This is a genomic window from Mucilaginibacter sp. P19, assembly GCF_050632265.1.
GTDB lineage: Bacteria > Bacteroidota > Bacteroidia > Sphingobacteriales > Sphingobacteriaceae > Mucilaginibacter > Mucilaginibacter gossypii.
Genome location: NZ_CP192586.1, coordinates 3,058,771 through 3,083,975, shown reverse-complemented (window position 1 = coordinate 3,083,975; position 25,205 = coordinate 3,058,771). Strand labels below are relative to the sequence as shown.

Below are 25,205 nucleotides of genomic sequence, written 5' to 3'. Positions count from 1 at the left end.
AACAATGAGTACAATACAAATCACAAGCTCAAAGCTCTGGAACGCCATTAAGCTTTCCCTTAATGGCGAGCAACAGGATTATACGCAAGGGAGTATCCCGAAAGCCATCTTTTTACTGGCTATCCCAATGATTCTGGAATTAAGCCTGGAAAGCGTTTTTGCGGTGGTAGATATGTTCTTTGTAGGTAAACTTGGGCAAAACGCTATAGCCACGGTAGGTTTAACGGAGTCGGTGATCACCATTGTCTATTCCATCGCTATTGGCTTAAGCACCGCGGCCACGGCAATCGTAGCGCGAAGGATTGGTGAAAAGAAACCGGAAGCCGCGGCACATGCAGGAGCCCAGGCGCTGGTAATTTGCCTGATTACAACTATAATAGTAAGCATGGCTGGTGTTTTATATGCACCTGAGATCTTAAAGCTAATGGGAGCAAGCGAAGAAGTGGTGAGGGACGGAGCTATTTTTACCCGGATCATGCTGGGCAGCATCCTTATTATTATCCTGTTGTTTCTGATCAACGGAATTTTTCGCGGCGCGGGTGATGCCGCCATGGCGATGAAAAGTCTTTGGATTGCAAGCATTATCAACATAATTCTATAATGAAAAAGAAAATCTTATTTATTGCATGCCTGTTATTCGGGCTGATGTTTATCAATGCTGGCCTGAACAAGTTTTTAAATTACATGCCTGTACCTAAAGACATGCCGCCAAATGCCATGGCCATGTTTGGTGCAATTATGCAGATTAAATGGCTGATGCCCCTCATCGGCATTGCCGAAATTATCGGGGGGATCCTGGTGATTATTCCCCGTTTCAGGGCTTTAGGCGCGGTGATCATTTTTCCCGTTATGGTTGGCATATTGTTAACTGTTATTTCTTTATCTTCGGGAATACCGGTGGTGCTTGTGCTTTGGGCGGTGCTCATCTGGGTGCTATTTGAAAACAGGGAGAAATATTTTCACATGATCCGGTAGCGGATGGCATAGTCTGGCTATTCCGCAACTAAATAATAACCGTCCGGTGAATTGGAAATTACAAATGATTATAGGCAAGTGGTGTTACGTAGTTGATAGACTTTATTGAAAATCATATGAAACTTTTTGAAAAAGAAACGGGCAAAACAAACTGTGTCGGGGTAACCGGAGCTTCTGCAACCGGGGCATCAGCAATTGCTGTGTTAGCATTGGGATCTATGGCTATAGGTGCGATTGCTATAGGCGCATTGGTGATTAGCCGAATCATGGTTAAAAAAGCTGTAATCAGAAACCTCCATGTCGGTAATCTCAGCGTAGATAACCTTGTAATTAAAAATCGGGAAGATTAGAAGTTCCTGGGGATCCGGTTAGTTTGGATTGAGGTGGAGTAAAGTTTTATTGGAGTCGTTTCTGAGTCTGCCGTGCTCCCGTTATAAACTTCACCATGCAGTCGATGCCCAACAACGTAGCTCGCATATATTGACCGGCTCGCGTCAGGACCTTACCGATCTTAACATCCTTCTTTTTGCTGTGTTTTTGAAATAAAATTCGGAACGGCCATCTCAAATTGTGGGAATATGGCAGCCAGGGAGCCCTTGTTATCATTTTCCAGGGGGATTATATTTCAAATATAGATCTAAATGAGTTGTGGATGTGATTCTCTGACCAAATTGCGCTGAATCCAACCCATACACCTTTGTGGCCGTGGCCGGGAAGACAGATAACGCATTCATAAAATAAATGTTGCTTTTTACCGTTACATTCATCATTTAGTGCATGAAAAGAGCGTGTTTGGGAATTGTGTTGGCTGCACTGTTATTATTGACGGTCGGTGGTTGCGGCGTAGTTAAATCTCTGGGTAAAAATCCGGATGGCGAAGAACTTACCCGGTTGGATTCTTTACCAAATTATAAAAATGGAGCTTTTATAAATTTGGCTGAACTTTCCGATTCGACGGTCAAACGTAAATTTCTTTTTCTCAGCAAACGTCCTGAAACCATCAGGCCTTCTCACGCACTTCCTTGGATTAAAACCGATCTGAATTCATTAGCTGCTCCTGCACCTACGATCGTTTGGTTTGGACATTCATCTTTACTAATAAAAAGCGGGCAGTTTAATATGCTCATTGATCCGGTTTTTAGCAATCATGCCGGACCGGTGCCCGGATTGATTACCGCATTCCCGGGTACAAAGCATTATCACGCCGATGATATGCCTCAAATAGATGCGCTGATCATTTCTCATGATCACTACGATCATCTGGATTATCGGACTTTGAAAAAATTAAAGAACCGTATTAAAATGGCTGTTGTGCCGATGGGAGTAGGCGCTGATCTGGTATACTGGGGGTTTGACCCCAAAAAGATCATCGAACTTAATTGGAACCAATCGATTACGTTGTCCGGTGGTATTCGGATTACCGCCACCCCAGCCCAACATCGCAGCAATCGTACTTATAAGAATGAGAATAAAACATTATGGGCCTCTTACGTTTTTCAGATTGGCAATTATAGGCTGTTTTACAGTGGCGATAGCGGGTACGGTCCGCATTTTAAACAAATAGGCCAGCAATTTGGGCCATTTGATCTGGCGTTTTTGGAATGCGGGCAGTATAGCCCCAATTGGCCATGGACGCACCTGTGGTTAGGGCAACCCGCACAGGCTGCTGCTGACCTGCATGCCCGTTTGTTACAGCCTATTCACTGGGCTAAGTTTATTGAAGCTAACCAGCCCTGGAACGAACCGATAAAGAGGCTTGTGTCTGCAGCAAAGGAGTTGGGTGTCGAACTAAACGTTCCGCGTATTGGGGAGCCTTACACTTTAGGCAATCCCCTCAAACAGTCTGCATGGTGGAATTTTGAATAACTGCTTTTGTAATATTGAATAGTTAATAAGAAGGATCATATACTATGGCAGGATGATCATTTGAACAACCGGCAATCAGTATACAAGGCCAGCTTAGCTAATCAATTTTTCAGGTGCCTCCAGATGATATCATGAATGTCGGTCGCTATCAGGTCCTGTTTTTCCAATGGGTTATCGGTAATGATCACCGGCTGATATTCTGACGGTACATCCACCCGGCCATGAGAGCCTTTAATCAGGGCGGCATCCAGTGGAATGACATCCATTACATACCTGAAACCCGCCTTTTTGCGAAGCAATTTGTAGCCGGCGCGGAGCTTTGAACTCATAAACATCTCAACAGGATCATAACCCGGTTTTTTGTGGATGTCAACTACGCGCGCGTAATCCGGGGCAAGCGCATCATCCAGCCAAAAATAATAAGTGAACCAACTTCTCTCATCAGCAATAAGGACGAGGTCTCCGGCCCGGGGATGATCGATGTGATACGTGGCCTGCTCTTCCCGGGTAAGCACCCTTTCAACACCAGGTACGGCTTCAAGCAGCGCTTTGACCTTTGCCGTTACGCTCGCATCGTTGATGTAGACATGTGCCAATTGGTGATCAGCTACCGAAAAGGCTTTTGAAGCGCCAGGGTCAAGTATCTCCAGTCCACGCTCAATCCTGATGCCTAACAAGCCGTTTTGCCTCAATACCCGGTTTAAATGAACCGGGCGGTCCACCGGGGAGATACCATATTCGGAAAGGATAATGATCTCGGCATCTTTTTTCCTGTAAAACGAAACCAGATCTTCGATAATTTTATCAATATCATTCAGGTCTTTGGCAATAATTGGTAAATCCGGACCGAATTTTTGCAGGCAATAGTCCAGATGAGGCAGGTATATCAGTGTTAGCGTCGGGTCATGCATCGTATCTATTTCCATTGCAGCGTCAGCTATCCAACGGCTTGATTTGATATTGGCGCCGGGCCCCCAAAACTGAAAAAGCGGAAACTGCCCCAACTTCGCCTGAAGGTGGTCACGCAGGTCGGCAGGCTCCGAGTAACAATCCGGTATTTTTCGTCCGTCGGCAAGGTAATTTGGCCTGGGCGTCACGGAGTAATCCGCCGAGGAGTACATATTGTACCACCAAAACATTATCGAGCTCGTGAAAGATGGATCTTCGCTCTTGGCCTTTTCCCATATTTTCTGTCCTTCAACGAGTTTGTTTGACTGCTTCCAGAATTTTACTTCACAATCCGCGCGGTCATACCACCCATTACCTACAATGCCATTGTCAACAGGAAATTTGCCGGTGACGTAGGCGGACTGCATGGCGGTGGTAACAGCAGGTAATACAGGCGTTATATGCGTCAAATGTCTGTCTTTGATGTAAGATTTAAGAAATGGCGTATGCTCGCCGATCAGAGACGTGGATAAACCCACTACATCGATAACTACCGTTTTATTCATAATTGTCTTCTTTCTTATGATATCTGCGCTTTAACCCAATCTAATTCCCGGATGATCGATTGTGTTAGGGGGCCTTCAGCTCATCAGGTAATACACTCCAGGTATATGTTTCCACTTCCAGGTGTTGTGTAAAAGCAGCGTTCCTGAATTTGTTGAGCACCCTGACAATATCGTTTTGTGTTGACTGAACAACACCCATATCCTCTACAAAGACAGGCACATGGAAATGCGCGCGCCATTCATTGACTGCCGGGTTCCGACCATCTGCCAGGGCTTCCGGTAAATCCGGATAACGGATCAATTCTCCATTTGCGGTTTTCGCGATCACCTGGTGCAGATAGGTTGGCTCGTTGAATCTGGCAAGCGCGTCGGTCACCTCGTCCCTCATTGCCAAATCCACCGGAAGATGGGCCTTCAAGGCAGCACTGATTTGTATCTTGCCTACCTGGATACCTTTCGCGGCCAGTTCATCAATGACGCACTCATGTTCCTCATAGCCGATAGCAAAATGGCAAACGTCATAGCATAGGTTAATGTGTTGTTTGACAGCTTCTTCTGCATCAGCCGGAGACAGGCCAAACTGTTCTCCCAGCACTAAAATACCACGCGGCAACAAGTCGTTTTCAAACCAATCTATAAACTCCCGGCCTGATTCCAGGAACCCATCCGGCTCGGGTTCGATATCCAGGTGCATCAGGACCCCGGCCGAGCGGTGTATTTTAAAAAGTGCAGCCATCACTGTTAAAATATTCTCCGTGGCGATTGCCCTTGCGTTGTTCCTGGCCTCACCGGCCGCATGCCATGGTTTATAGCTTAAGGGAGAGGTTGAAATCCCTCCCTGCAAACCTTCAGGAAGTAATTCGCCCAATATATGAAACAGGCGTAAGGTATAATCCAAGCGCTCAACTGTTGTCCAATCCGGCGCATGCACTTCGTCCTTAACTACGGTGTTATGGAAACCGCCATAGGGGAAACCGTTCATCGTGAAAACATAAGCATCATGATCAGACAGCCATTGTTTAAACTCCGCTAAGTTATCTTCCTCTGCCAGCAAACCCAGGCTGGCCATATTAGAAAGGCGCAGGCCAATACCCATTTGTTCCTTCCCCGCAAGGGCAGCCCTGATTGCCGGGAAATGGTTTTTCAGGGCCCCGAAAGTTTCCGGCCAGTTCTCCGCGGGATGGATATTGGTACAATAGGTCAGGTGCGCTGCATTTATTTTCATGAGGGCAGATGTTTGTATTGTTTAAATTTGCGTTTGCTGAAGTTCGAATTGCCGGTTGTATAGTTCAATACTCGCTTGTTTCAAAAGCTCGGTATCAATTTCATTCACCTCGGCACCTTCGCCTATAGCATTGAGTAACGTAATGGTGAGCTCCCCGCCCAAATGTTCACGAAACTCCTCCAGGCCCTGCAATAACGGGCTGTCATCTCCGCTGATCCTTAAGAGCCCGTGGCTGATTTCAAAGCCTAAGTTTTGGATCAGGCTTACCACGCGCTCACTGTCCGCAGCGGTTAAACGGCCGCAAAGGCAGGAATAAACCGTGTCCAGGGCTATCCCCATGGCTACTGCTTCACCATGTCGGATATCGAAACCGCTAAGATATTCCAGTTTGTGCGCGCTCCAATGCCCGAAATCCAAAGGGCGTGATGAGCCGCTTTCAAAGGGGTCGGCGCCGGCAATGTGCTGCATGTGCAGCTGCGCGCAGCGCCAAATCAGGTAATTCATTGCTGCCGCGTCGCGGCTCACGAGGGCGGGTGCGTTCTGTTCTATCCAGTTGAAAAAAACAGGGTCTTTGATCAAGGCAACTTTGATAGCTTCGGATATTCCGGATCGCCAATCACGGTCGGTCAGCGTGGTCAAAAACTGGTCATCATTAAAAACAGCGGCAGGGGGGCGAATGTGCCCAGGAAATTCTTTTTCCCGAAATAATTGATGCTGTTCTTCACCCCGATCCCTGAATCGTTCTGAGACAGCACAGTTGTTGGTATGCGGATAAGTTTTACTCCCCGGTGGGCTACAGCAGCGGCGTAACCTGCCATATCCAATACGGCCCCGCCACCAATTGCTGCGATGTATGAATGCCGGTCTATACCGTAATTATTTACCGCATCGAGAATCATATCAAAATAGCGTTCATCATTTTTTACGTACTCGCCGCCGGGTATCAGCAAGATCTCGGGCACCAGATGAACAGCAGTATGCGCCTGAAAATAAGAACTGATATCAGAGCATAAATGCCCATGGGCATCGGCAACCCCCTGATCGACCACAAAAAGGATCTTCCTTAACGCGCCTGAAGTAGCAGCGTTTGTCAGAAAACCGTTCAGAAGGGAATTATCCTTTGCGAATAAAGCCGAAGTAAAAAAGACGTTATAACTATATTTTACGCTGAAGTTCTGTTGCAAATGTTCCATCGGGGAAGATTTATTGTTATTGAAATTAATTAGGTGACTGCAAAGGTTTTCGACAGCCACATCGAGAGCGGTAAGAGACAGGCGATCATCAGGGCGAATGTAAGTGAGCTGAATGTGGCAGACCACGAAGCGTCCATCAATATCAGGGAGATCACCCCGGCCTTCACGGCATTACCAATATTTTTGCCGATTGGTTCTCTTATGGCTGTGAACAGCGGTTTGAATATCATCCAGGTAAAGGGTAAGATGAACAGCAGTGACCATAGCAGCCGGTTATTAACGTACGAAAAGTAACTGATAAAGGCAATGACCACAGCATACAAAAATGCCGCTATATACAAGTTGCTCTTTTTGCCCCCATGAACTTCGCCACGACTGGTCAGGGTAATCGAGAATATGTAAACCACAGGCACTAATGCTAACATTGACCAATGGTTGAGCGCATCCGGTATTATGCTGACTCCCAGCAGCAGGTTTAATCCCCGGCACATCCCCATATTAAGCGGCCCGAAAAAGGGATGATGTTTGCCAAACTTGTCGTAGAGCAGTGCACAGAGCGCGATAGCTGCCGCGAGCATACCCGATGCCGCCGAAACGAGAAACGCCAATAGGATACCTGCACTTAACAACAACGTCCCGAGCATTGAAGCTTCCGGTAAACTAACCCTGCCTGAGGGTATGGCCCTTTCAGGCCGTTCAATCTTATCAGTCTCCACATCGAAAATATCATTAAAAACAATACCGCCGCCGTAGAGACAAGCTGTGGAAAGGCAAAGCAGGAGGGCGGCCGGCCAGATTCTTTCCACTAAACTACCTGGGGCACTGGCAATAGCGATCCCCGCCAGAATATCTGCGATCGAAGTAACAATATTTGCGGGCCGCATGAGCTGAAGATAAATGTGCAGTTTCCTCAAAATCACGATTAGCTAATAATGATGGATGATTTATCGATTCTCGGTTGCTGGCCGCCGCGCAATATACTGTTACCTTCAAATTTTACGCTTTGATCAACGTTCCTCACCGCCGCGAAATCAGTTTCATCGAGCTGTCCGCTTTGGGCAAAAGCGGTAACCGCGTTACCGTAGGTGATCAATTGGATATCTTTGTCACTGATGCCGCGTATTTTCATCAGTGCAGCGGTTTTTGGCACAGCCAGGGGATCACTGATGCCCCAATCAGCAGCCGAATTGACCATGATCCGCTCCGGACCATATTGCCTGGCGATTTCAACCATGCGCTCATTACCCATTTTGGTGAAGGGATAAATCGTGAATGCGGCCCAAAAACCCCGGTCAAGGACCTCTTTAACGGTCTCTTCGTTGTTATGATCAATGATGACCTTATAAGGATCGATGCCATGTTCTATCGCGATGTCCATACTACGGCGTGTGCCGTTTTTCTTGTCTCGGTGCGGCGTGTGGACTTGTACCGGCAGGCCGGCTTCCCTGGCCAGCTCCAGTTGCAAGCGGTAATATTTTTCTTCAGCCGCAGTTTGATCGTCGAAACCTATTTCACCGATACCCACAACACCCTCTTTATAAGCAAACAGCGGAAGTATTTCCATCACCTGTTCTGCAAGGCTTTCATTGTTTGCCTCGCGGGAGTTAAGCCCTATGGTGCAATAATGTTTAATGCCAAACTGCGATGAGCGAAATCTTTCCCAGCCAACCAGACTGCTGTAATAATCGCGAAAGCTGTCAATGCCCGTCCGGGGCTGTCCCAGCCAGAAAGCTGGTTCTATCAGCCCAACCACGCCCGCATCAGCCATAGCCTGGTAGTCATCAGTAGTACGGGATGTCATATGTACATGCGGGTCAAAAAAACGCATACCTTTTACGGCGGTTATGTCAAATGACTCTGGTTTTTCGCCAGGTATTTGCTCTCTGTTTTCAAAATTGCTGCAACACATATCCCAAAATTAATTTTTTGTATCGTTAATAAATTCGTTCCAACTCGTTTTTCTGCCCGCCGCCATCTTTAAAGGATCAACTTTCAACAATTCTTTTGCTGGCTCAAAGCCACTTTCGGCAATAGCTAATGCCACCGCTTCCCTTTCAAGTTCGCTTAAACCCGGTAATCCTTCCCTGATGTCCTTCAGTATCGCTTCATCCATAAAGTGACTTACTAATCGCCATAGCATAGGATCTGTACTCCGGCCGGCTGACCAGCGCTCTCGCGCGTAATCGATCAATGTATGTGCAAGGCTGGCATTGGTACGCTGGTCCAATCCCGTGATCAGTTCCAGCTTTTTTCGGTGAAAAGTGCCTTTAGCACCATTTGGTTCCAGGCCGGCTCGGGCAGGTTTTCCGCAGGGTAAGGGTTGCGGTACATGATCGCTTCGAGCACAACGCCCAGATTACTGCGGTTACCTTCCGCACAGCGTTGTACCCATATCGGGGAGTAAGCAAGCAGAGGCAAAGCCGAATATAAAGCCACCAATTCGTTCATTTCAGCAGCCAAAAATAGGTTTTCGATATGGCGTTGATAACGCTCCTTATCGGTGGTATCAAGCGTTAACAACAGCCATACCCTGGCAAGCCTGTCAACCGACCATCCTGCGATCGAAAAATCTTTACGGATAGCCGATAAATCGGCTTCATTTTCAGGACCGGCATTGACCGGCGCTTTTCCCGTCTTACGCGGCAAAGCGGCGAAGGCAGCGTTAAATGCTGCGGCAGATGCAGCGTGATTCGCCTGGGTCAGCAGCCAGTCTTTGGCATCCGGGCTTACATGTCTTGCAATGAGATCTGTAAGCAGAGGCTTAAATTTTTCTATATCATAAGTGAACATATCTTCAAATCATCAGGGTTGACCGAGCCATGTTGCTCAGGCCGCGATATAATTGATGAGCAATGCGCCGGCAATGATCAGCAGGCCAAAGAACTCTCTCGTTTTTTCTATATAAGGCTTGTCTGCCTGCATCGTTTCTACCAAACTTGGCCTGTTATATTTCGTTATCCAGTCGCGTACACCATCTTTAGAAAAATAAATGGTGCTTGCGTGAACAAGGTAAATCGCGATCAGGCATAGATACAACCTCGGATAAACCAAGTGAAAAACTACCAGCCCGCAACATACCGCCGCACTAAGGTAGATTGGTACCCAAAGCCATGGATCGACATCGTTCAGGTTAAGGTAGGCGAAAACCAGGAAAGAAAGACAGAAAATGATATTTATAATAGCAATCATATTGAACAGATCGTAGCCAGGCAAATTAATAAATGTAATGTAATCTAAGGCTCATATATCAATATAAATTTTCTTACGCTGAAGGGTAATGTTTTTGGATTTGTAGCCGGGCGAAAATGCTCACATATAAGAGGTGATGAGTTTTGCAGAGGCAGGGGGCACTGGTAGAAAGTCGTTTTTGTATAAAATTAAGTCTGGTTTAGGTAATTCTGCGTCGCCGGCTTTAATTAATTTAGCATGGCGTATACCTTATTATTAAACCGTACTGAAAAACGTTGGGTTTATTATAATACAAAAGGTTTAAACCATCGCTATTTGCCTGAATTGTTACTGTTTGAAAACCCTAATTATGTTTAACCGAAAAACCACGATCAAGGCAGCTTGTTTGCTGCTAACACTATTGAGCCATTCTTTTATGGTAAAGAGCCAGCAAATGAGCGACGCAGAAAGAAAATCAATGGAAAAAGGTAAGGTGTACCCCGCATTAAAGGGTGCAGGGCAGGGTGTATCGGGCCCGGGTTCTAATCTTCCGCCCGAAAAGATGCAATGGTGGGAGGATCAGAAATTTGGGATGTTCATACATTGGGGCTTATATGCAATTCCAGCCACGGGTGAATGGACCATGTTCAATCAAAAGATACCGGCAGAGGAATATGCCAGGTTAGCCGATCAGTTTAACCCAAAACATTTTAGCGCCACAGAATGGGCTAAGGTAGCCAAGGAGGCAGGTATGAAATATATGGTAATGGTTAGCCGCCATCATGATGGCTTTGCCCTTTGGAACAGCCCCTCAAGTTACCGGCATTTTGATAGTTGGGAAACTGCCGCTCACCGTGATTTTGTAAAAGAGTATACTGATGCGTGCCGTAAAGCAGGCCTTTATGTAGGCATTTATTATTCTCCTTTGGATTGGCGTTTTCCTGGTTATTTCGACCCTAAGGGGCTTCCTGACAACGCTGCCTTGCTCAAAAAACAAACATATGGGCAGGTAGAGGAGCTAATGAAGAATTACGGCAAAATAGATATTTTGTGGTACGATGGCGGTTGGCTGGCGCATAAAGGTACAGATGCCGACGCTGCCTGGTTTTGGGAACCATTAAAACTTAATGCTATGGTACGTAGCTACAACCCGGATGTGGTCATTAATCCAAGATCAGGGATGGTGGGAGATTTCCAGACCGACGAAGGTGGCGCGGATGTTAAAGGGCCTATTATTCCCTTCCCATGGGAAAAATGCTTGAACCTTAATGAAACCAGTTGGGGATACAATAAGGCTCAGCGATTGATGCCGCTGAAAAAGATTATAAACATGCTTGTTAATACCGTTGACCGCGGTGGAAATATGTTATTAAATGTTGGGCCGGATCCGGACGGTGTTATTCCTCCTGCTCACGTGGATCGCCTGAGAGAGGTGGGGCAGTGGTTAGCAAAAAATGGCGAGAGCATATATCAAACGCGTCCGGGACCTTTTCAACCTGTTGATGATTTTTACGGGGCCACAAGCAGGGGGATAAAATATATATCCACGTGCTGAAAATGCCGGCGGGAGATACTATCATAAAATTACCGCCTGTTAAACAAACTATTACACATTGCAGGGTACTGCATGGTAAAAAAGTTAAATTTCATCAGGATTCAACAGGTATCAGTCTTGACTTAGCCACAGTAAAACTCGATTCACTGGTAACCACTTTGGAGTTAAAAACAAAAGGTAACTAACTGTTTCAAATATCCTAAAGTTGGGCTAAAACCGGGGCTGTAAAATAAACTGTGTCAATCCCAGCCCGGCCCCGGCCATCTTGTTAATTTATTGACTATACCGTTGTTGCAAATCAGAAATAGCGTCAAATTCATCAGCGACTTTTGTTATCAGGCTTTCGAATACTTTAAAATATTGTGCGTAGACCTGATGATTTTCGGCGTTTGGCAGATAGGTCTGATGCATGGTTACAGTTTTGGAGGCTTGTTCTAAAGAGGGATAAATGCCCATTTCCGTAGCGCTTAGCAGGAAAGCACCCATGCCGATGCTGTCTGCATGGCTAATTGTGCTGACAGGCTTGTTGAACAGATCTGCGATGATTTGAGCGCAAAACGGTATAGATGCAAAGCTGCCGTTGATAGATAGAGTTTCAATATGCCGATGTGGTTCCAGGGTACGACCAATACTGTACATCTCATATAAAATGCCCTCTATGGTAGCCCGTATAAAATGTTTACGCTCGTGCCTGATATTAACGCCAAAATAGCACCCCCTGGAATTGGGGTTCCAGATAGGTGCCCGTTCTCCATGCAGGAAAGGAAGGAAGATCAACCCACCAGACCCCACTTCAACACCGGCGGCTTCCTCTATCAACATTTCCATTGATTGATCGATATCAAAAGCTTCGGTAAAATCACCGAATTGTTTAGCAAACCAATTGAATATCACACCGCCATTACTTGTAGGGCCGCCGGTGATGATATGTTTTTCGGTAAGCAGGTAATTGAAAATCTGTTGTTTGGGGTCCTCTATTATTTTATCGCCAATGATCCGGAACGCGCCGCTATCTTCAATGGTAATCGTTGCCATACTGTTTTCCCAGACGCCGGCACCCAGGGTGGCCAGGCATCCATCGCTTGATCCGATCAGGATTTTAACCGTTGGTGACAGTTTCAAAACCCTTTGGTATTCTTTTTTTAATGTTACGCCCGAGTAAAAAACCGGATGCAGATCCGGAAGCTCCTCTGGTGTGATCCCTGCAAATTCCAGTGCGGCTTCATCCCAGGTTAAATTGTGGATGTTCATTAGCCCGGTTGCCGAGGCTATGCTATAGTCTATCACGCATGCGCCGGTCAGTTGCTGAATGATATAGGTTTTTATAGGCATAAATTTCTTCGCCAGCCTGAATTTTTCAGGGTCGTGATTTTTCATCCAGGCAATTTTTATCAACGATGACATGGGATGGATAGGGGTTCCGGTAGCTCGGTAAATCTCCTCGCCCAGGCTGCTTTGTTTAAGGTCGGCAGCTTCTTTTTTGCCCCGGTTATCTGCCCAGGTGATAGCATTGCCCAATGGTATTCCTTCCTTATCTACTGCCAGCAAACTATGCATTGACGAGCCAAAGCAAATACAGGTTACAGTATATTTTTTGGGTAGATCTTCTCAATGAGCAGGTTTTTTAAAATATAGAGCATGGTAATAAACATTTGCTCAGGGTCCTGTTCGCTATGGTCGGGCTGCTCATGAAAGGTAGGATAATGCCCCTTCGACGAGACTGATTAAGTTACCGGAAAGATCAAAGGCGAAGACCTTTACTGCGTCTGTGCCCATTTCTATGATGATAATACAATTCATGACGTATAACTGATGATCTGGTGTTTTATTTTTTCTGAACTCGCTTGGGGTGTACCCGGTAAGTTTTTTAAAGGTTGTAGAAAAATGCTGAGACGAGATAAAATCCTGTGCTCAGCGCTATGTCGGTAACATTTACCTCGTTTTTTTAAGCAGTTTGGTAGCTTCGGTTATCCTGATGTTGATTAGGTAATTCAGTGGTGAAAAACCGGAATAGTTTTTTACTTTTTCGGTAAAAGCTGTAGTTCCCATACCTATTAGCGCAGCCATTTCTTCTACCGTCCATTGATGGGCAAGGTTTTGCCGTAATGTTTGCTCCAGCTTCAGGAATGTTTGAGGGAAATCTCTCCTGGAACTGTTTTGCCTGATCAACTGCCTGCTCACCAACACAAAAAGCTCGTCAAGCAGCTGGTTTACACGTGTGTAAAAGCCTACTTCCTCATTTTGCAATTCAAGTTGTAAATTATGCATTAAAACCTGCGCTTCTTTCAGTTTCAAAACAAGCTGTTGCTTATTTACAAGCAAAATCTGGTTGATGGATAGTTTTTCCTTTTTAGTAAGACCGCTCCATTTGCCCAGCAAAATCTTCCCGCAATCTTCGGCGGAGATCTTTAACCCAAACAGAGCGCCGATATTTAATATTCCGTTTTCGCCGCCAATGCGTTGCCCGGGCAATACAACGGCAAAATCGCCAGGATATAAGGTATGTTGTTGTAAATCAATCATCCAACTGAATTTTCCCTCTAAAATATAATACATGCAAATACAGTCTGTAACGTTACTGTTAAAGGAGTTGAGTTGGATAGTATTGTTCTTTTTGTGGGTAAACTCCAGAATATGCGGAAAATGCATAAGTTCTTGAGATATGCCCTGCTGAAGTATCAATTGATTCATTCAGTATAATAATTGGTATACGTTGCTGCCACCTCTGTACTGCAACGGTTATCGGGCATCCAATAGTGTGCACCCATTGAAAGCAAGTTTACACATTACAAAACTAAAATTTGTATAAAAACCAACGCTGTTTTTTAATGGTATTTTCGGGGTTAAATATTATGATACTTTGTAAGTATTATAACCAGTTACAACCAAAGCCAAAGACGCTATTCCCCTTAATAGTGTGCGTTTTAAATTTATTACGATGAGAAAATGTTTTCTTCTTTGCCGTATTGCGGGTATTGTAATGCTGCAATGCTGTTTGTTTTTTCATAACGCCTTCGCGCAGCAAATTTCCAGGGACGAGTTATTTTTCCTTACTCCGGAATGGAAAGGTGAGCGCTTTGCCGACGGGCGTCCGAAGGTATCCGACAATATTTTGGCCCGGATGAAGCACGTTAGTATTGAAGAAGCCTGGGCCGTTTTAAAAAACGCAGGCTACGGCTACCAACTCACAGAAAACTGGCTGGTAATAAACCCGGATAGCGTTTTGGTTGGCCGCGCAGTAACTGCTGTTTTCATGCCCGCCCGCCCCGATGTATGGAAGGCGATTGATGACAGGGGCAAAGCTCAGGGCAAAAAAGGGCAAAACACCTGGCCTGTAGACTTGCTGGTAAAAGGAGATGTATATGTTGCCGATCAGTTTGGCGCCCACAAAAACGGACCTACTATTGGCGACAATGTGGGCAATGCCATCTACGCAAAAACCGGCAACGGCATAGTTTATAATGGTGCGGTGAGGGATTTACGCGGGTTAAAAGAGATTGGCGGCTTTACCTCCTTTGTAGAAAGTTACGACCCATCGTATCATAACCCGCCCGGAGACCTGAATACCATGATTGTTGGCATCAATCAACCCACCAGGATCCAGGCCACTGTGATGCCCGGAGATGTGGTTTTGGGCGAGAATGGCATAGTGATATTTATCCCGCCGCACCTGGCCGAGAAAGTGGTAACCACTTCTGAAGTGGTTAGGTTAAGGGATATGTTTGGCCACCTGCGGTTAAAAGAAGGTAAATACACAGCCGGGCAAATAGACGCGCGCTGGAGCGCAGATATCGAAAAAGATTTTTCAGCGTGGCTTAACGAGCATATGAACGAACTGCCGGTACCGAAAGAGCAGATCCAAAATATCCTTAAAAGCCGGACCTGGTAAATAAATCTATCCTAAATATAAAATATGTCAAACTATCAAAACAGGCGCAGTTTTCTTTCAAAAACTGTATTAGCCGGTGCCTCCGTACTGGCAGCACCATTAAATAAAACATTTGGGCAAGGGCTGATAGACGCCAAAGAGCGTACCCCGCAGGCATCGTCTCCATCCGACCTTAAAATTACAGAAGTTAAGTGCGCCTACGCGGGCGGGGGGCTTTTTGTAAAAATATACACCAACCAGGGTATCTGGGGCTCGGGCGAAGGTGTTGATGCCATAGCGGGAACTTATTACCTGGTTAAACGGTTGGAATGGATGCTGAAAGGCAGGAGCCCCTTAAACCCAAACCGGATAGCCGAGGAGATCAGGAAAGCCAACTTTTTTCCGGTGCACAATCCGGCATGTTTGTGGCGGTGCTTATCGCGGTTGAGGCAGCCCTTTGGGACCTTACAGGCAAAGCTTTGGGCTTACCGGTTTACCAGTTGTTAGGCGGCAAATACCGCGATAAATGTCGTGTTTATTGTGATACGGAATTATACACAGCCACAAACCCGGTGCCTGATGATTATGCAAAGGCTGCCCGCGGAGCGGTTAACCGCGGTTATACTGCCGTGAAATTTGATATTGACGATGCCCGTGACCCGAATAAGTTTGACCGTTATAACTGGACTGCCAGTAACGCCGAACTCGACAGGATGTATAATGCCATTGCCGTCGTGCGGAAAGAGGTAGGGCCGAATATTGATATATGTGTAGATATGCATGGCCGTTACGATGCTACAACCGGCCGCAGGGTTGCAAAAATGATGGAACCTCTTAATTTAATGTGGCTGGAAGAACCAGTACCTGCAGATAATATTGATGTGTATAAAACAATAACCCAGGAAACAAGCACGCCAATTTGTGCCGGGGAAAATTTTTACCTGGCTTACGGTTATACCAGGCTGCTTTCGGAAGCCGGAATTGATATTGTAATGCCCGATCTTCAAAAATGCGGAGGGCTGGGCGAGGGGCAGCGGATAGCTAACCTTGCCAACTTATATTATGTACCTTTTTCACCGCACATGGTAGGATCTTTCCTGGGGGCCATGGCAACCGCGCATGTTTGTGCCTCGGTACCCAATTTTCACATTCTGGAGTGGCAGACATTGAGTGATACTGAGCCCAAATGGAAGGAAATAGTGCAATATGATAAACCCTTTATTGAGAAAGGTTTCCTGGTGCTATCTGATAAGCCCGGAGTGGGCGTTGAGATCAACGAGGAAGGGTTGAAGAAGTATGCGATGCCCGGAGTACCTTTCTTTGCTTGATCAATGCCGTGTATGAAATTTTTTTACAAAGTTACCATCGCGTTAACCATCGCTGCATTGGTTGCGGTATTAATCATGCTTTCTAAAGGTTTGGAGCACACAGGGCCTTATGTACTTACATTTTTTGTATTGCTTGCTGTAAGCCTTTGCAGTTCCCCAAAAACCAAAAGCTTTGCTTATACAGTACTGATTTTTGGTGCAGCGGCCATGGCGCTTTATTACCCTGCTTTCTTTATCAGCTATGGTAGTTTCAAATATGCCACACTTATTATTCCGCTAATACAGCTCATCATGTTCGGTATGGGCACTTCCATGCATTATCAAGATTTCCTCGGCGTATTAAAATCGCCGGGGGGAATAATTATAGGAGTAGTGAGCCATTTCATTATTATGCCCTTACTTGGCTTCAGCATCGCAACGTTTAGCGTAAAATTAGCCGGAATGCCTGCCGAGATAGCAGCCGGCATTATATTGATAGGCTGCTGCCCTAATGGCATGGCATCTAACGTGGTATCCTACCTGGCCAGGGCAAACCTGGCGCTCTCGGTTACTATAACCAGCATTTCCACCATGCTATCGCCGGTATTGACACCATTTTTAATGAATTTACTTGCCGGTCCGCTTATTAAAATAGACCCCTGGTTAATGGTGGCAGATATTTTTAAAATGGTCATGATACCTATTGCTTTGGGTGTGCTGTTTTCTTCAATAGCCAAAAAACGCAGCAGCTGGCTAAAAAGGATAATGCCCGTCATATCAATGGGAGGCATTATCTGTATCATTATCATTATAACGGCTGCCGGAAGAGAAAGCTTGCTTAAAGTTGGCTTGTTGCTGGCTGTATTGGTACTGATGCATAATATTGGTGGCTATTTGCTTGGCTTTTGGTCGGCAAAGGCATTTGGAATGGAAGAACGTGACTGCCGAACCATCGCTATAGAAGTAGGGATGCAAAACGGGGGATGGCCGCCGGGCTTGCCAAAGCGATGGGAAAAATCGCTACGTTGGGCCTTGCCCCGGTCATCTTTTCAACTTTCATGAATATTACGGGTTCTTTGCTGGCGTCTTACTGGCATAAAAGAAAGCCCGGTCCCGCACATAAGGCTACTTCGCAAAATCCTGCTGAAGCCTGAGGTGGAGGGGGCGTTAAGTTTTTTGTGCAAAAATCAACGCTGTGTTTTTTGGAAGCTTAAGCGATTTGCTTTAGCATTCTTTGTACATAACCAAGTAACCGATTTGTTACATTTTTTTGATAACGAAATAACTGCCGCATAAACGCCGGGCAGCAATAAATAGCTATGCATATATTTAAAACCAACGATAAAGTTATTGTAAAATACGCCGGCCTGTTATACAATTCGCCGGATTGGAACTGGGACAGTTTTATAAACCGTGAAACGCTGCACAGCGAAGTTTTAAAAGATCTCCAAAACATTTCAGCCAACCCGTTGCTGGCCCATAATCTGGAACAACTATGTACTCCCATTGCCGGTCAGGAGATCTGGGCGTCGGGTGTCACTTATCTGCGCAGCATGGATGCCCGGATGGAAGAATCTAAAGATGCCGGTGGAGGTGATTTCTATGCAAGGGTTTACAGCGCCGAACGCCCGGAAATCTTTTTTAAATCGTCGGCGTCCCGTGCGGTTGGCCCAGGGGGAGCGTTCGTATCCGGAAAGATTCGAAATGGAACGTTCCTGAGCCCGAGTTGGTGTTGTTTATTTGCAGCGCGGGTACTATTGAGGGCTATCTGATAGGTAATGATATGTCATCAAGAGATATCGAAGGAGAAAATCCCTTATATCTTCCTCAGGCTAAATCGTATGACGGCGCAGCGGCGATTGGCCCGTGTCTTTACGTGCCAGGCACATCTATTTCGCCGGATACCGAAATTCAAATCGAAATAAGTAGGGGTGACGACCAGGTGTTTACTGACGCTATATTGATCAGCAGAATGAAGCGTACACACCAGGAACTTGCCAATTACCTTTTTATGGAGATGTCATTCCCTGCGGGTGCATACCTCATGACCGGTACCGGTATAGTACCGTCAGATTCTTTCACACTTAACTATGGCGACGTAATAGCTATCACAATAAGTAACATAGGTACGCTTACAAACCAGGTTGGCAAGTAATTGTACCAAGGCAACAATAAATTAAAATATAAAAGAACATAAAATGTCACAGTTCAGAAGTGCTGATTGGTTTGGAAAAACAGGTAAAATGGGGTTTTTATACAGGAGCTGGATGAAAAACCAGGGTATGCCAACCGACCTTTTCGACGGCCGACCTGTTATTGGTATCTGCAATACATGGTCGGAGCTAACTCCTTGCAATGCACATTTGCGAGACCTGGCCGAAGCGGTTAAACGCGGGGTGTATGAAGCCGGCGGTTTCCCTGTGGAATTTCCTATCATGAGTTTGGGCGAAACTTTGCTTAAACCTACAGCTATGCTTTTCCGCAACCTGGCCAGTATGGATGCCGAAGAATCAATACGCGGCAACCCGATAGACGGAGTGGTGCTGTTGACAGGCTGCGACAAAACTACACCATCTACCATGATGGGAGCGGCCAGCGTAGGTCTGCCTACTATCGTAGTTCCGGGCGGACCGATGTTGAACGGTAAATATCGTGGCACTGATATTGGGTCGGGCACAGCAGTATGGAAGCTGACTGATGACCTCAAAACCGGTAAAATAACCAATGACGAATACCTTGCTGCCGAAAGCTGCATGTCGAGAAGTGCAGGCCATTGTATGACAATGGGTACCGCCTCAACAATGGCTTGTATGGTCGAGTCGCTGGGCATGTGCCTTTCACAGGCCGCGGCCACCCCGGCGGTTGATTCAAGGAAAAAGTGCTGGCGCAGTTATCAGGCAGGCGTATTGTTGAAATGGTAAAAGAAGGTTTGACGATATCCAAAATACTTACCCGTGCCGCTTTCGAAAACGCTATTAAAGTAAATGCGGCAATAGGCGGCTCTACCAATTTCATTATCCATCTTACTGCAATTGCCGGACGTATTGGCGTAGACTTATGCCTCGACGATTTTGACAGGCTGGGCAGCAGAATACCTTTGTTACTCAACCTCATGCCTTCCGGAAAATACCTGATGGAAGATTTCTACTATGCAGGCGGGTTACCGGTGATCTTGAAAGAACTGAGCAATGAGCTGGATATGGGTGCAATAACCGTAACGGGTAAATCGCACGCGGAAAACATCAAAGGCGAGGGTATCTGCTATAATAATGAGGTTATTGCAGCATATAATACCCCAATTATCCCTGAGGCCGGTATAGCCGTTTTAAAAGGGAACCTCGCCGTAAATGGTGCTGTCATCAAGCCTTCGGCAGCAACGCCAGCACTGATGCAGCATACTGGTCGGGCAGTGGTTTTCGAAACTATTGAAGACTATCACGCAAGGGTTGACGACCCGCAACTTGATATTGACGAAACCTGTGTGATGGTGCTTAAAAATGTCGGGCCGGTAGGTTATCCCGGCATGCCCGAGGTTGGCAATATGGTGCTGCCAAAAAAACTGCTGGATAAAGGTATTACAGATATGGTAAGGATCTCTGACGGAAGGATGAGCGGCACCGCATACGGCACAGTTGTACTTCATGTTTCACCGGAGTCTGCCATCGGCGGCAACCTGGCACTTGTTGAAAACGGGGACCTGATATGCCTTGACGTACCGGCCAAAAAAATAGAGCTGCTTGTAGATGAAGTTGAACTGCAAAGACGGCGATTGTTATGGCAAAAACCTGCTTATCATACCGATAGGGGGTACGTGTCTATGTACCAGCGCCATGTGCAGCAAGCGGATAAAGGAGCCGATCTGGATTTCCTGGTTGGAAATTCAGGATCTGTTGTAACCCGTGATTCGCATTAAAAAAGCTGATTGGAATGACAATACTTGTACTGGTCCTTTGCATTTTACTGCTTGTAGCGCTGATAACATGGGCAAAGGTGAATGCCTTTCTTGCCTTTATTATTGTAGCACTGTTGGCGGGATGCTTTTTCGGCATGCCATTTACAGCGGTTATCGTATCCATAAATAAAGGACTGGGCGATACCTTAGGTTCGGTAGCGATCATTATTGTATTAGGTGCTATGCTGGGTAAATTGGTTGCCGAAAGCGGTGCCGCACAGCGGATAGCCCATTTCATGCATGATTTGTTTGGTGCCAGATATGTAAGCTATGCTATGGCCCTTACAGGCTTTATTGTGGGCATCCCTTTGTATTATAATGTCGGGTTTATACTCTTGGTGCCTATCATTTTTTCGGTTGCTTCCAGTTATCGTTTGCCGCTGTTGTATGTAGGTATGCCTATGCTCACGGCGTTATCAGTAATGCACGGCTTTTTACCACCGCATCCTTCGCCAATGACACTCATTAGCGTTTTTCGTGCCGATGTTGTAAAAACATTTGGCTATGGGCTGATCATTGCTATTCCTGCGATAATAATTGCGGGACCGATGTTCTCGGCTACCCTCAAAAAGATAGGACCTAATGGCTTGCAATTTACCCATAGTTCGGCCGCCTTGCCTGTTCATGAACTACCGGGTATTGTTAACAGCATACTGTCATCTCTTTTACCTGTAGTATTGATTTGCCGGGCCCATTTGCTGCCTGTGCTTTTTAGGGATAATCCTTTGATAAAGAGTTTATCTGAATGGCTCGCCGAACCAATTATTGCGATGCTGGTCACCGTAACTGTAAGTACGTATACGCTTGGTTTGCGTAGAGGCAGGTCATTAGCAAAAATAATGGATAGTTATATGGGTGCAGTAAAAGATATAGCCATGGTATTACTCATTATTGGCAGTGCGGGTGCACTGAAGCAGGTCTTTACAGATAGCCACTTAAGTAATACCCTTGCCGGTATGCTGGTCAGCAGCACCATGCATCCCTTGTTGTTGGCGTGGCTGGCAACGGCTTGTTTACGAATTTGCCTCGGCTCGGCCACTGTGGCTGGTGTAACTGCCGCAGGCGTGTTGTTCCCTATAGCTCATCATGCGGGCGTAAATACCAATTTATTGGTGCTGGCTATTGGAGCGGGTAGCCTGTTTGGATCGCATGTAAACGATACCGCTTTTTGGCTATGTAAAGAATATTTCGGGTTATCAGTAAAAGAAACGCTCCGCTCATGGACGGTAATGGAAAGCCTGGTAGCGGTAATAGGGCTTGCCGGCGTCTTGTCGTTAGACTGTTTACTATAAATAGATTATACCAGTACATGTACTATAAACCAATTTTAAACCAAAACCCCGCATAACATGAAGAAAAAATGATACTAAAATGAAAAGCGGCTTTTAAAGTACCGCCCGGAGAAGCACGCTCTTTCGCAATTACCAATTTTGAGAAAGAAGTTAAAGTAAGATTTGCCAATTTGAATTAACCCTAAAATTATGGAAAAAGAAATCAAAGTATCAGGAATGATGCTGTCCATTGCAATAAGTGTTCTTTTTACACTTATGATTGCAGGAAATGTGCAGGCGGAAAGCGCCGTCGCAGCCCGAACCAGCCCCGAAGTGGGGGTACAAATAGTTACCGGTAAAGTGACCGACGAAAAAGGCGGCCCGCTTATCGGCGTTAGCGTAAGCGAAAAAGGAACAAAAAACGGCGTTTTGACCGACGCAAACGGAAATTACAAACTCCAGGTATCTGCCGATAACGCGGTATTGTTATTCAGCTACGTAGGCTACAATCCAAAAAACGAGCCCCTCAACGGGCGCACTACGCTGAACGTTACGCTTGAACCAAAATCAACTGCTATCAGCGAGATTGTAGTAACAGCGCTAGGTATAAAGCGCGAGTCTAAAAAATTGGGATATGCGGCAGAAAACGTACGCGTTGGCGAAATAACAACTAACCGTTCAACAAACTTTGTTAACTCCCTTGAGGGAAAAGTTGCCGGTTTAGACATATCTCCACCGGCAAGCGGTCCCGGCGGCAGCACCAAGATCAGGCTGCGGGGGCAATCCGCGTTTCAGGGTGATAATGCGCCGCTGATCGTATTAAACGGCCTTCCGTTGTCGCAAAGCCCCTCAAGCACCAACGGTTACACCCAATCGGTGGATTTGGGCGATAATATGCAGCAGATAAACCCGGATGATATTGAGTCGATGACTGTATTAAAAGGAGCTACAGCCGCGGCGCTTTACGGATCAAGGGCAAGTAACGGCGCGTTGATCATCACTACCAAAAGCGGTAATAAAAATGGTGGGATCGGTATTGAGTTTACCTCCAATTTTACCCAAAACAAGGCACTGGATTTTACCGATTTTCAGTATGAGTACGGACAGGGCGAAAACAATGTACGCCCTAAAACACAGGGCCAGGCCCAAAGTTCCGGTGCGTGGAGTTTCGGTGAAAAATTTGATAATGCACCTACCTACCAGTTTGATGGAGTACAACGCCCTTATGCACCAGAAAGAAATCGTATAAGCAAATTTTTCAGACTTGCCAACGCATGGACCAATACTATCGCGTTTTCGGGCGGTAACGATAAAGGGAGCTTCAGGTTTTCTTATTCAAATCAGGACGCACAAGGCATAATACCGAATAATGATTATCACAAAAAGATATTCAATCTTGGGTTAAACTACAATTTTACCCCCAAGTTGTCTGCCCAAATTTATGTGAATTACGACCACGAGAATAATAATAACCCTCCGGTAATTGGTATTCAGGGCTCATCGGTTACTAATTACATGTACCGTTATAGTAACTCGGTTAGTTTGGATGTATTAAAAGCCGCCGCCATTGATGCCAACGGCAACGAAACGCCTACATCTCGTTTCACCACGCTTACCAATCCGTATTGGATTATGCAAAAGCAATTTACAAAGCAAACTAAAGATCATCTTTTAGGTACTGCGACCCTGCGATACCAATTTTTTGACTGGCTTTATTTGCAGGGCCGTGTAAATATGGAATATAGTCCATCTTACTACGAACAAAATTCGCCAACAGGTACTTTAGCAAACGCGGCTGCACCCGTTGGCCTTTATAATGGTAGTTATAACTCAAATGATAATACCTACCGTGCGCTTAACGCCGACTTCTTATTAGGCGGTGGCCATAAATGGGGCCCTTTTTCTTTTGATGCCACGGTAGGAGGAAATACATTCCCATCCTCATCACAAGGATATACTGTTACCGCTACAAATTTCTACGTCAGGGATTTTTATACCCTTGGCAACGGCGTAACCAATACCTCGGCCTTTGCGGTTTCCAAATCAACAGTAAACTCGCTTTATGGCACCGCGGAGTTTGGCTATAAATCCTATTTGTTTTTAAATGTAACCGGCCGTAACGACTGGTTCTCGGTGCTAAGCCCCGAACATAACCATTATTTTTATCCATCAGTAAGCGGCAGTTTTGTTTTTTCGGAGTTTTTAAAGAACCCGCCCTCATGGCTAACTTTCGGAAAAATCAGGGCGACCTACGCTAACGTGGGCAGTGCCAACGGTATCAACCCTTACAGCAATTCACTTACCTTTACGCTTTCACAAAATGCGTTCAACGGTGTCCCGCTTGGGAGTATCAGCAATGTTACTACGCCAAACCAGGCAATTAAGCCATACAGCGTAAAAGAAAAAGAAATTGGGCTTGAGCTGCGTATGTTCAGCAGTCGTGTAAACCTGGATATTGCCGCATACGATAAGCATACCACTAACCAAATCTTAAGCGTTGCCATCTCCAACGCGTCGGGCTATACTGGCACCATTGTAAACCTTGGCGAGCTGCAAAACCGTGGTATGGAGTTTTTGCTGGAGTTAGTGCCCGTCAGAAAACCAAACTTTAGCTGGCGTTCGGCATTTAATACGGCCATAAATACCTCTAAAGTTTTGGCGCTGGCAAATGGTCAAAAACAACTGACATTAGGCGCGGGCGAATTTTTCGGCTCTATTGTTGACCAGGTTGGTCTTCCGTTAAACCAGATCCAGGGTTCAACCTATCGCAGAGATTCTAATGGCAAGATCATCGTATCAGGCGGTAAACCAGTGGCAAGTACATCTCCTGCACTTTTTGGCAGCGCATTGCCTAAAGCTACAGGTGGTTGGGTAAATACATTTACTTACAAAAGGTTTACCCTGATTGCGCATATCGATTATAAAAAAGGTGGTAAAATATTGTCAAGTTCTAACCTGAATTTCCTGAGAGAAGGTTTGTCAAAAGAGTCGCTGGTAGGTAGGGAAGGAGGCGTAAAGTTTGACGCGGTGAATGCTGATGGTACACCTAACACAACAGCAGTAAATGCCGAGGACTTTTATGCCAACTATCGCTCGCAGGGTATCCTGGACCCTTTTGTTTATAAATCAGACTTTATCAAGTTGAGAAACCTTTCAGTTAGCTATGATTTTTCGAAAATGATGAAAACCAAATTTATTAAAGGGCTTGTGCTTTCAGCGGTATGCCACAACGTGCTTATCATTAAAAAATACACACCTAATATCGATCCGGAGGCTATCTCATCAAGCGGTGATATTTTAACCGGTTATGAGCAAAGTTCGCTGCCTACAACGCGGACTTATGGTTTTAACCTAAACGTCAAATTTTAAAA

Annotated in this window: 26 protein-coding genes and 1 pseudogene; 15 read left to right on the top strand and 12 right to left on the bottom strand. The window is 45.8% G+C overall.

Features of this window, described 5'->3' with window-relative positions; genetic code table 11:
- Nucleotides 1-4: 4 nt before the first annotated feature.
- The 4 genes from ACQ86K_RS15055 to ACQ86K_RS15040 all read left to right on the top strand — a co-directional run bounded on the left by ACQ86K_RS15055 (nt 5) and on the right by ACQ86K_RS15040 (nt 2,841).
- Complete coding sequence (locus ACQ86K_RS15055) at nt 5-601, top strand: MATE family efflux transporter (RefSeq protein WP_431200652.1); 597 nt, start codon at nt 5-7, stop codon at nt 599-601.
- Nucleotides 601-975, top strand: coding sequence for a DoxX family membrane protein (locus tag ACQ86K_RS15050; protein WP_091164081.1), 375 nt, complete (start codon nt 601-603; stop codon nt 973-975). The genes ACQ86K_RS15055 and ACQ86K_RS15050 overlap by 1 nt, the downstream gene beginning before the upstream one ends.
- A gap of 116 nt (nt 976-1,091) precedes the next feature.
- Complete coding sequence (locus tag ACQ86K_RS15045) at nt 1,092-1,325, top strand: hypothetical protein (protein WP_090526116.1); 234 nt, start codon at nt 1,092-1,094, stop codon at nt 1,323-1,325.
- 427 nt (nt 1,326-1,752) lie between these two features.
- Nucleotides 1,753-2,841: an MBL fold metallo-hydrolase gene (locus ACQ86K_RS15040; RefSeq protein ID WP_091164087.1), complete on the top strand. Its 1,089-nt coding sequence runs from the start codon at nt 1,753-1,755 to the stop codon at nt 2,839-2,841.
- Nucleotides 2,842-2,942: 101 nt separating this feature from the next.
- Here the strand turns inward: ACQ86K_RS15040 and ACQ86K_RS15035 are convergent, their stop codons facing one another.
- The 9 genes from ACQ86K_RS15035 to ACQ86K_RS14995 form a co-directional block, all read right to left on the bottom strand.
- Nucleotides 2,943-4,295 (bottom strand): alkaline phosphatase family protein, encoded by a 1,353-nt coding sequence (locus ACQ86K_RS15035; RefSeq protein ID WP_091164089.1) that lies wholly within the window; start codon nt 4,293-4,295, stop codon nt 2,943-2,945.
- A 64-nt stretch (nt 4,296-4,359) separates the two neighbouring features.
- Nucleotides 4,360-5,520, bottom strand: coding sequence for a metabolite traffic protein EboE (gene eboE / locus ACQ86K_RS15030; RefSeq protein ID WP_431200651.1), 1,161 nt, complete (start codon nt 5,518-5,520; stop codon nt 4,360-4,362).
- A 21-nt stretch (nt 5,521-5,541) separates the two neighbouring features.
- On the bottom strand, nt 5,542-6,159 hold the full coding sequence (locus tag ACQ86K_RS15025; protein WP_431200650.1) for a 3-dehydroquinate synthase family protein: 618 nt from the start codon (nt 6,157-6,159) through the stop codon (nt 5,542-5,544).
- Complete coding sequence (locus ACQ86K_RS15020; RefSeq protein WP_431200649.1) at nt 6,156-6,713, bottom strand: hypothetical protein; 558 nt, start codon at nt 6,711-6,713, stop codon at nt 6,156-6,158. Before ACQ86K_RS15020 ends, ACQ86K_RS15025 begins: the two co-directional genes overlap by 4 nt.
- 29 nt (nt 6,714-6,742) lie before the next feature.
- The gene (gene eboC, locus ACQ86K_RS15015) at nt 6,743-7,633 is read right to left on the bottom strand and encodes a UbiA-like protein EboC (RefSeq protein ID WP_431200648.1); all 891 of its coding nucleotides are present in this window, start codon (nt 7,631-7,633) and stop codon (nt 6,743-6,745) included.
- A gap of 2 nt (nt 7,634-7,635) precedes the next feature.
- Nucleotides 7,636-8,622, bottom strand: a complete 987-nt coding sequence (locus ACQ86K_RS15010; protein WP_091164100.1) for a TatD family hydrolase — start codon at nt 8,620-8,622, stop codon at nt 7,636-7,638.
- Between the two features lie 9 nt (nt 8,623-8,631).
- Nucleotides 8,632-8,940: a hypothetical protein gene (locus ACQ86K_RS15005; protein WP_431200647.1), complete on the bottom strand. Its 309-nt coding sequence runs from the start codon at nt 8,938-8,940 to the stop codon at nt 8,632-8,634.
- Nucleotides 8,941-8,948: 8 nt separating this feature from the next.
- Nucleotides 8,949-9,503, bottom strand: a complete 555-nt coding sequence (locus ACQ86K_RS15000; RefSeq protein ID WP_431200646.1) for an EboA domain-containing protein — start codon at nt 9,501-9,503, stop codon at nt 8,949-8,951.
- A gap of 36 nt (nt 9,504-9,539) precedes the next feature.
- Entirely contained in the window at nt 9,540-9,902 is a 363-nt protein-coding gene (locus ACQ86K_RS14995; protein WP_091164103.1) for a transmembrane 220 family protein, read from the bottom strand.
- Nucleotides 9,903-10,335: 433 nt separating this feature from the next.
- On the opposite strand from ACQ86K_RS14995, the gene ACQ86K_RS14990 reads away from it, so the two are divergent.
- Nucleotides 10,336-11,436 carry an alpha-L-fucosidase gene (locus ACQ86K_RS14990; protein ID WP_176844398.1) on the top strand — a complete coding sequence of 367 codons (1,101 nt, stop codon included), beginning with the start codon at nt 10,336-10,338 and terminating at the stop codon, nt 11,434-11,436.
- A 2-nt stretch (nt 11,437-11,438) separates the two neighbouring features.
- Complete coding sequence (locus ACQ86K_RS14985) at nt 11,439-11,621, top strand: hypothetical protein (RefSeq protein ID WP_431200645.1); 183 nt, start codon at nt 11,439-11,441, stop codon at nt 11,619-11,621.
- An 88-nt stretch (nt 11,622-11,709) separates the two neighbouring features.
- On the opposite strand, the gene ACQ86K_RS14980 is transcribed toward ACQ86K_RS14985, so the two are convergent.
- From ACQ86K_RS14980 to ACQ86K_RS14970, 3 genes are all read right to left on the bottom strand, one after another.
- Nucleotides 11,710-13,011: a gluconokinase gene (locus ACQ86K_RS14980; protein WP_431200860.1), complete on the bottom strand. Its 1,302-nt coding sequence runs from the start codon at nt 13,009-13,011 to the stop codon at nt 11,710-11,712.
- A gap of 111 nt (nt 13,012-13,122) precedes the next feature.
- Entirely contained in the window at nt 13,123-13,335 is a 213-nt protein-coding gene (locus ACQ86K_RS14975; RefSeq protein WP_431200859.1) for an AraC family transcriptional regulator, read from the bottom strand.
- A gap of 33 nt (nt 13,336-13,368) precedes the next feature.
- Nucleotides 13,369-14,127, bottom strand: a complete 759-nt coding sequence (locus tag ACQ86K_RS14970) for a hypothetical protein (RefSeq protein WP_431200644.1) — start codon at nt 14,125-14,127, stop codon at nt 13,369-13,371.
- A gap of 247 nt (nt 14,128-14,374) precedes the next feature.
- Here ACQ86K_RS14970 and ACQ86K_RS14965 point away from each other — a divergent pair, with 247 nt between their 5' ends.
- From ACQ86K_RS14965 to ACQ86K_RS14925, 9 genes and pseudogenes are all read left to right on the top strand, one after another.
- Nucleotides 14,375-15,325, top strand: a complete 951-nt coding sequence (locus ACQ86K_RS14965; RefSeq protein WP_256337369.1) for an RraA family protein — start codon at nt 14,375-14,377, stop codon at nt 15,323-15,325.
- 24 nt (nt 15,326-15,349) lie between these two features.
- The gene (locus ACQ86K_RS14960; RefSeq protein ID WP_431200643.1) at nt 15,350-15,811 is read left to right on the top strand and encodes a hypothetical protein; all 462 of its coding nucleotides are present in this window, start codon (nt 15,350-15,352) and stop codon (nt 15,809-15,811) included.
- Nucleotides 15,730-16,632, top strand: coding sequence for a mandelate racemase/muconate lactonizing enzyme family protein (locus ACQ86K_RS14955; RefSeq protein ID WP_431200642.1), 903 nt, complete (start codon nt 15,730-15,732; stop codon nt 16,630-16,632). The genes ACQ86K_RS14960 and ACQ86K_RS14955 overlap by 82 nt, the downstream gene beginning before the upstream one ends.
- A 12-nt stretch (nt 16,633-16,644) precedes the next feature.
- Complete coding sequence (locus tag ACQ86K_RS14950; protein ID WP_431200641.1) at nt 16,645-17,673, top strand: bile acid:sodium symporter family protein; 1,029 nt, start codon at nt 16,645-16,647, stop codon at nt 17,671-17,673.
- A gap of 257 nt (nt 17,674-17,930) precedes the next feature.
- Nucleotides 17,931-18,383: a hypothetical protein gene (locus ACQ86K_RS14945; protein WP_431200640.1), complete on the top strand. Its 453-nt coding sequence runs from the start codon at nt 17,931-17,933 to the stop codon at nt 18,381-18,383.
- 11 nt (nt 18,384-18,394) lie between these two features.
- Nucleotides 18,395-18,766, top strand: coding sequence for a fumarylacetoacetate hydrolase family protein (locus ACQ86K_RS14940; protein ID WP_431200639.1), 372 nt, complete (start codon nt 18,395-18,397; stop codon nt 18,764-18,766).
- 43 nt (nt 18,767-18,809) lie between these two features.
- Nucleotides 18,810-20,524 (top strand): annotated as a pseudogene (locus ACQ86K_RS14935) (IlvD/Edd family dehydratase).
- A 14-nt stretch (nt 20,525-20,538) separates the two neighbouring features.
- Nucleotides 20,539-21,855 (top strand): gluconate:H+ symporter, encoded by a 1,317-nt coding sequence (locus ACQ86K_RS14930; protein WP_091164125.1) that lies wholly within the window; start codon nt 20,539-20,541, stop codon nt 21,853-21,855.
- A gap of 189 nt (nt 21,856-22,044) precedes the next feature.
- Nucleotides 22,045-25,203, top strand: a complete 3,159-nt coding sequence (locus ACQ86K_RS14925; protein ID WP_091164127.1) for a SusC/RagA family TonB-linked outer membrane protein — start codon at nt 22,045-22,047, stop codon at nt 25,201-25,203.
- The last annotated feature ends 2 nt before the right edge of the window (nt 25,204-25,205 follow it).

What these genes read in the sequence shown, in the direction of transcription:
- ACQ86K_RS15055 (WP_431200652.1), top strand. Translation starts at nt 5, where the DNA reads ATGAGTACAATACAAATCACAAGCTCAAAGCTCTGGAACGCCATTAAG.
- ACQ86K_RS15050 (WP_091164081.1), top strand. Translation starts at nt 601, where the DNA reads ATGAAAAAGAAAATCTTATTTATTGCATGCCTGTTATTCGGGCTGATG.
- ACQ86K_RS15045 (WP_090526116.1), top strand. Translation starts at nt 1,092, where the DNA reads ATGAAACTTTTTGAAAAAGAAACGGGCAAAACAAACTGTGTCGGGGTA.
- ACQ86K_RS15040 (WP_091164087.1), top strand. Translation starts at nt 1,753, where the DNA reads ATGAAAAGAGCGTGTTTGGGAATTGTGTTGGCTGCACTGTTATTATTG.
- ACQ86K_RS15035 (WP_091164089.1), bottom strand. Translation starts at nt 4,295, where the DNA reads ATGAATAAAACGGTAGTTATCGATGTAGTGGGTTTATCCACGTCTCTG.
- eboE (WP_431200651.1), bottom strand. Translation starts at nt 5,520, where the DNA reads ATGAAAATAAATGCAGCGCACCTGACCTATTGTACCAATATCCATCCC.
- ACQ86K_RS15020 (WP_431200649.1), bottom strand. Translation starts at nt 6,713, where the DNA reads ATGGAACATTTGCAACAGAACTTCAGCGTAAAATATAGTTATAACGTC.
- ACQ86K_RS15010 (WP_091164100.1), bottom strand. Translation starts at nt 8,622, where the DNA reads ATGTGTTGCAGCAATTTTGAAAACAGAGAGCAAATACCTGGCGAAAAA.
- ACQ86K_RS15000 (WP_431200646.1), bottom strand. Translation starts at nt 9,503, where the DNA reads ATGTTCACTTATGATATAGAAAAATTTAAGCCTCTGCTTACAGATCTC.
- ACQ86K_RS14995 (WP_091164103.1), bottom strand. Translation starts at nt 9,902, where the DNA reads ATGATTGCTATTATAAATATCATTTTCTGTCTTTCTTTCCTGGTTTTC.
- ACQ86K_RS14990 (WP_176844398.1), top strand. Translation starts at nt 10,336, where the DNA reads ATGAGCGACGCAGAAAGAAAATCAATGGAAAAAGGTAAGGTGTACCCC.
- ACQ86K_RS14985 (WP_431200645.1), top strand. Translation starts at nt 11,439, where the DNA reads ATGCCGGCGGGAGATACTATCATAAAATTACCGCCTGTTAAACAAACT.
- ACQ86K_RS14970 (WP_431200644.1), bottom strand. Translation starts at nt 14,127, where the DNA reads ATGAATCAATTGATACTTCAGCAGGGCATATCTCAAGAACTTATGCAT.
- ACQ86K_RS14965 (WP_256337369.1), top strand. Translation starts at nt 14,375, where the DNA reads ATGAGAAAATGTTTTCTTCTTTGCCGTATTGCGGGTATTGTAATGCTG.
- ACQ86K_RS14960 (WP_431200643.1), top strand. Translation starts at nt 15,350, where the DNA reads ATGTCAAACTATCAAAACAGGCGCAGTTTTCTTTCAAAAACTGTATTA.
- ACQ86K_RS14950 (WP_431200641.1), top strand. Translation starts at nt 16,645, where the DNA reads ATGAAATTTTTTTACAAAGTTACCATCGCGTTAACCATCGCTGCATTG.
- ACQ86K_RS14945 (WP_431200640.1), top strand. Translation starts at nt 17,931, where the DNA reads ATGCATATATTTAAAACCAACGATAAAGTTATTGTAAAATACGCCGGC.
- ACQ86K_RS14940 (WP_431200639.1), top strand. Translation starts at nt 18,395, where the DNA reads ATGTCATCAAGAGATATCGAAGGAGAAAATCCCTTATATCTTCCTCAG.
- ACQ86K_RS14930 (WP_091164125.1), top strand. Translation starts at nt 20,539, where the DNA reads ATGACAATACTTGTACTGGTCCTTTGCATTTTACTGCTTGTAGCGCTG.
- ACQ86K_RS14925 (WP_091164127.1), top strand. Translation starts at nt 22,045, where the DNA reads ATGGAAAAAGAAATCAAAGTATCAGGAATGATGCTGTCCATTGCAATA.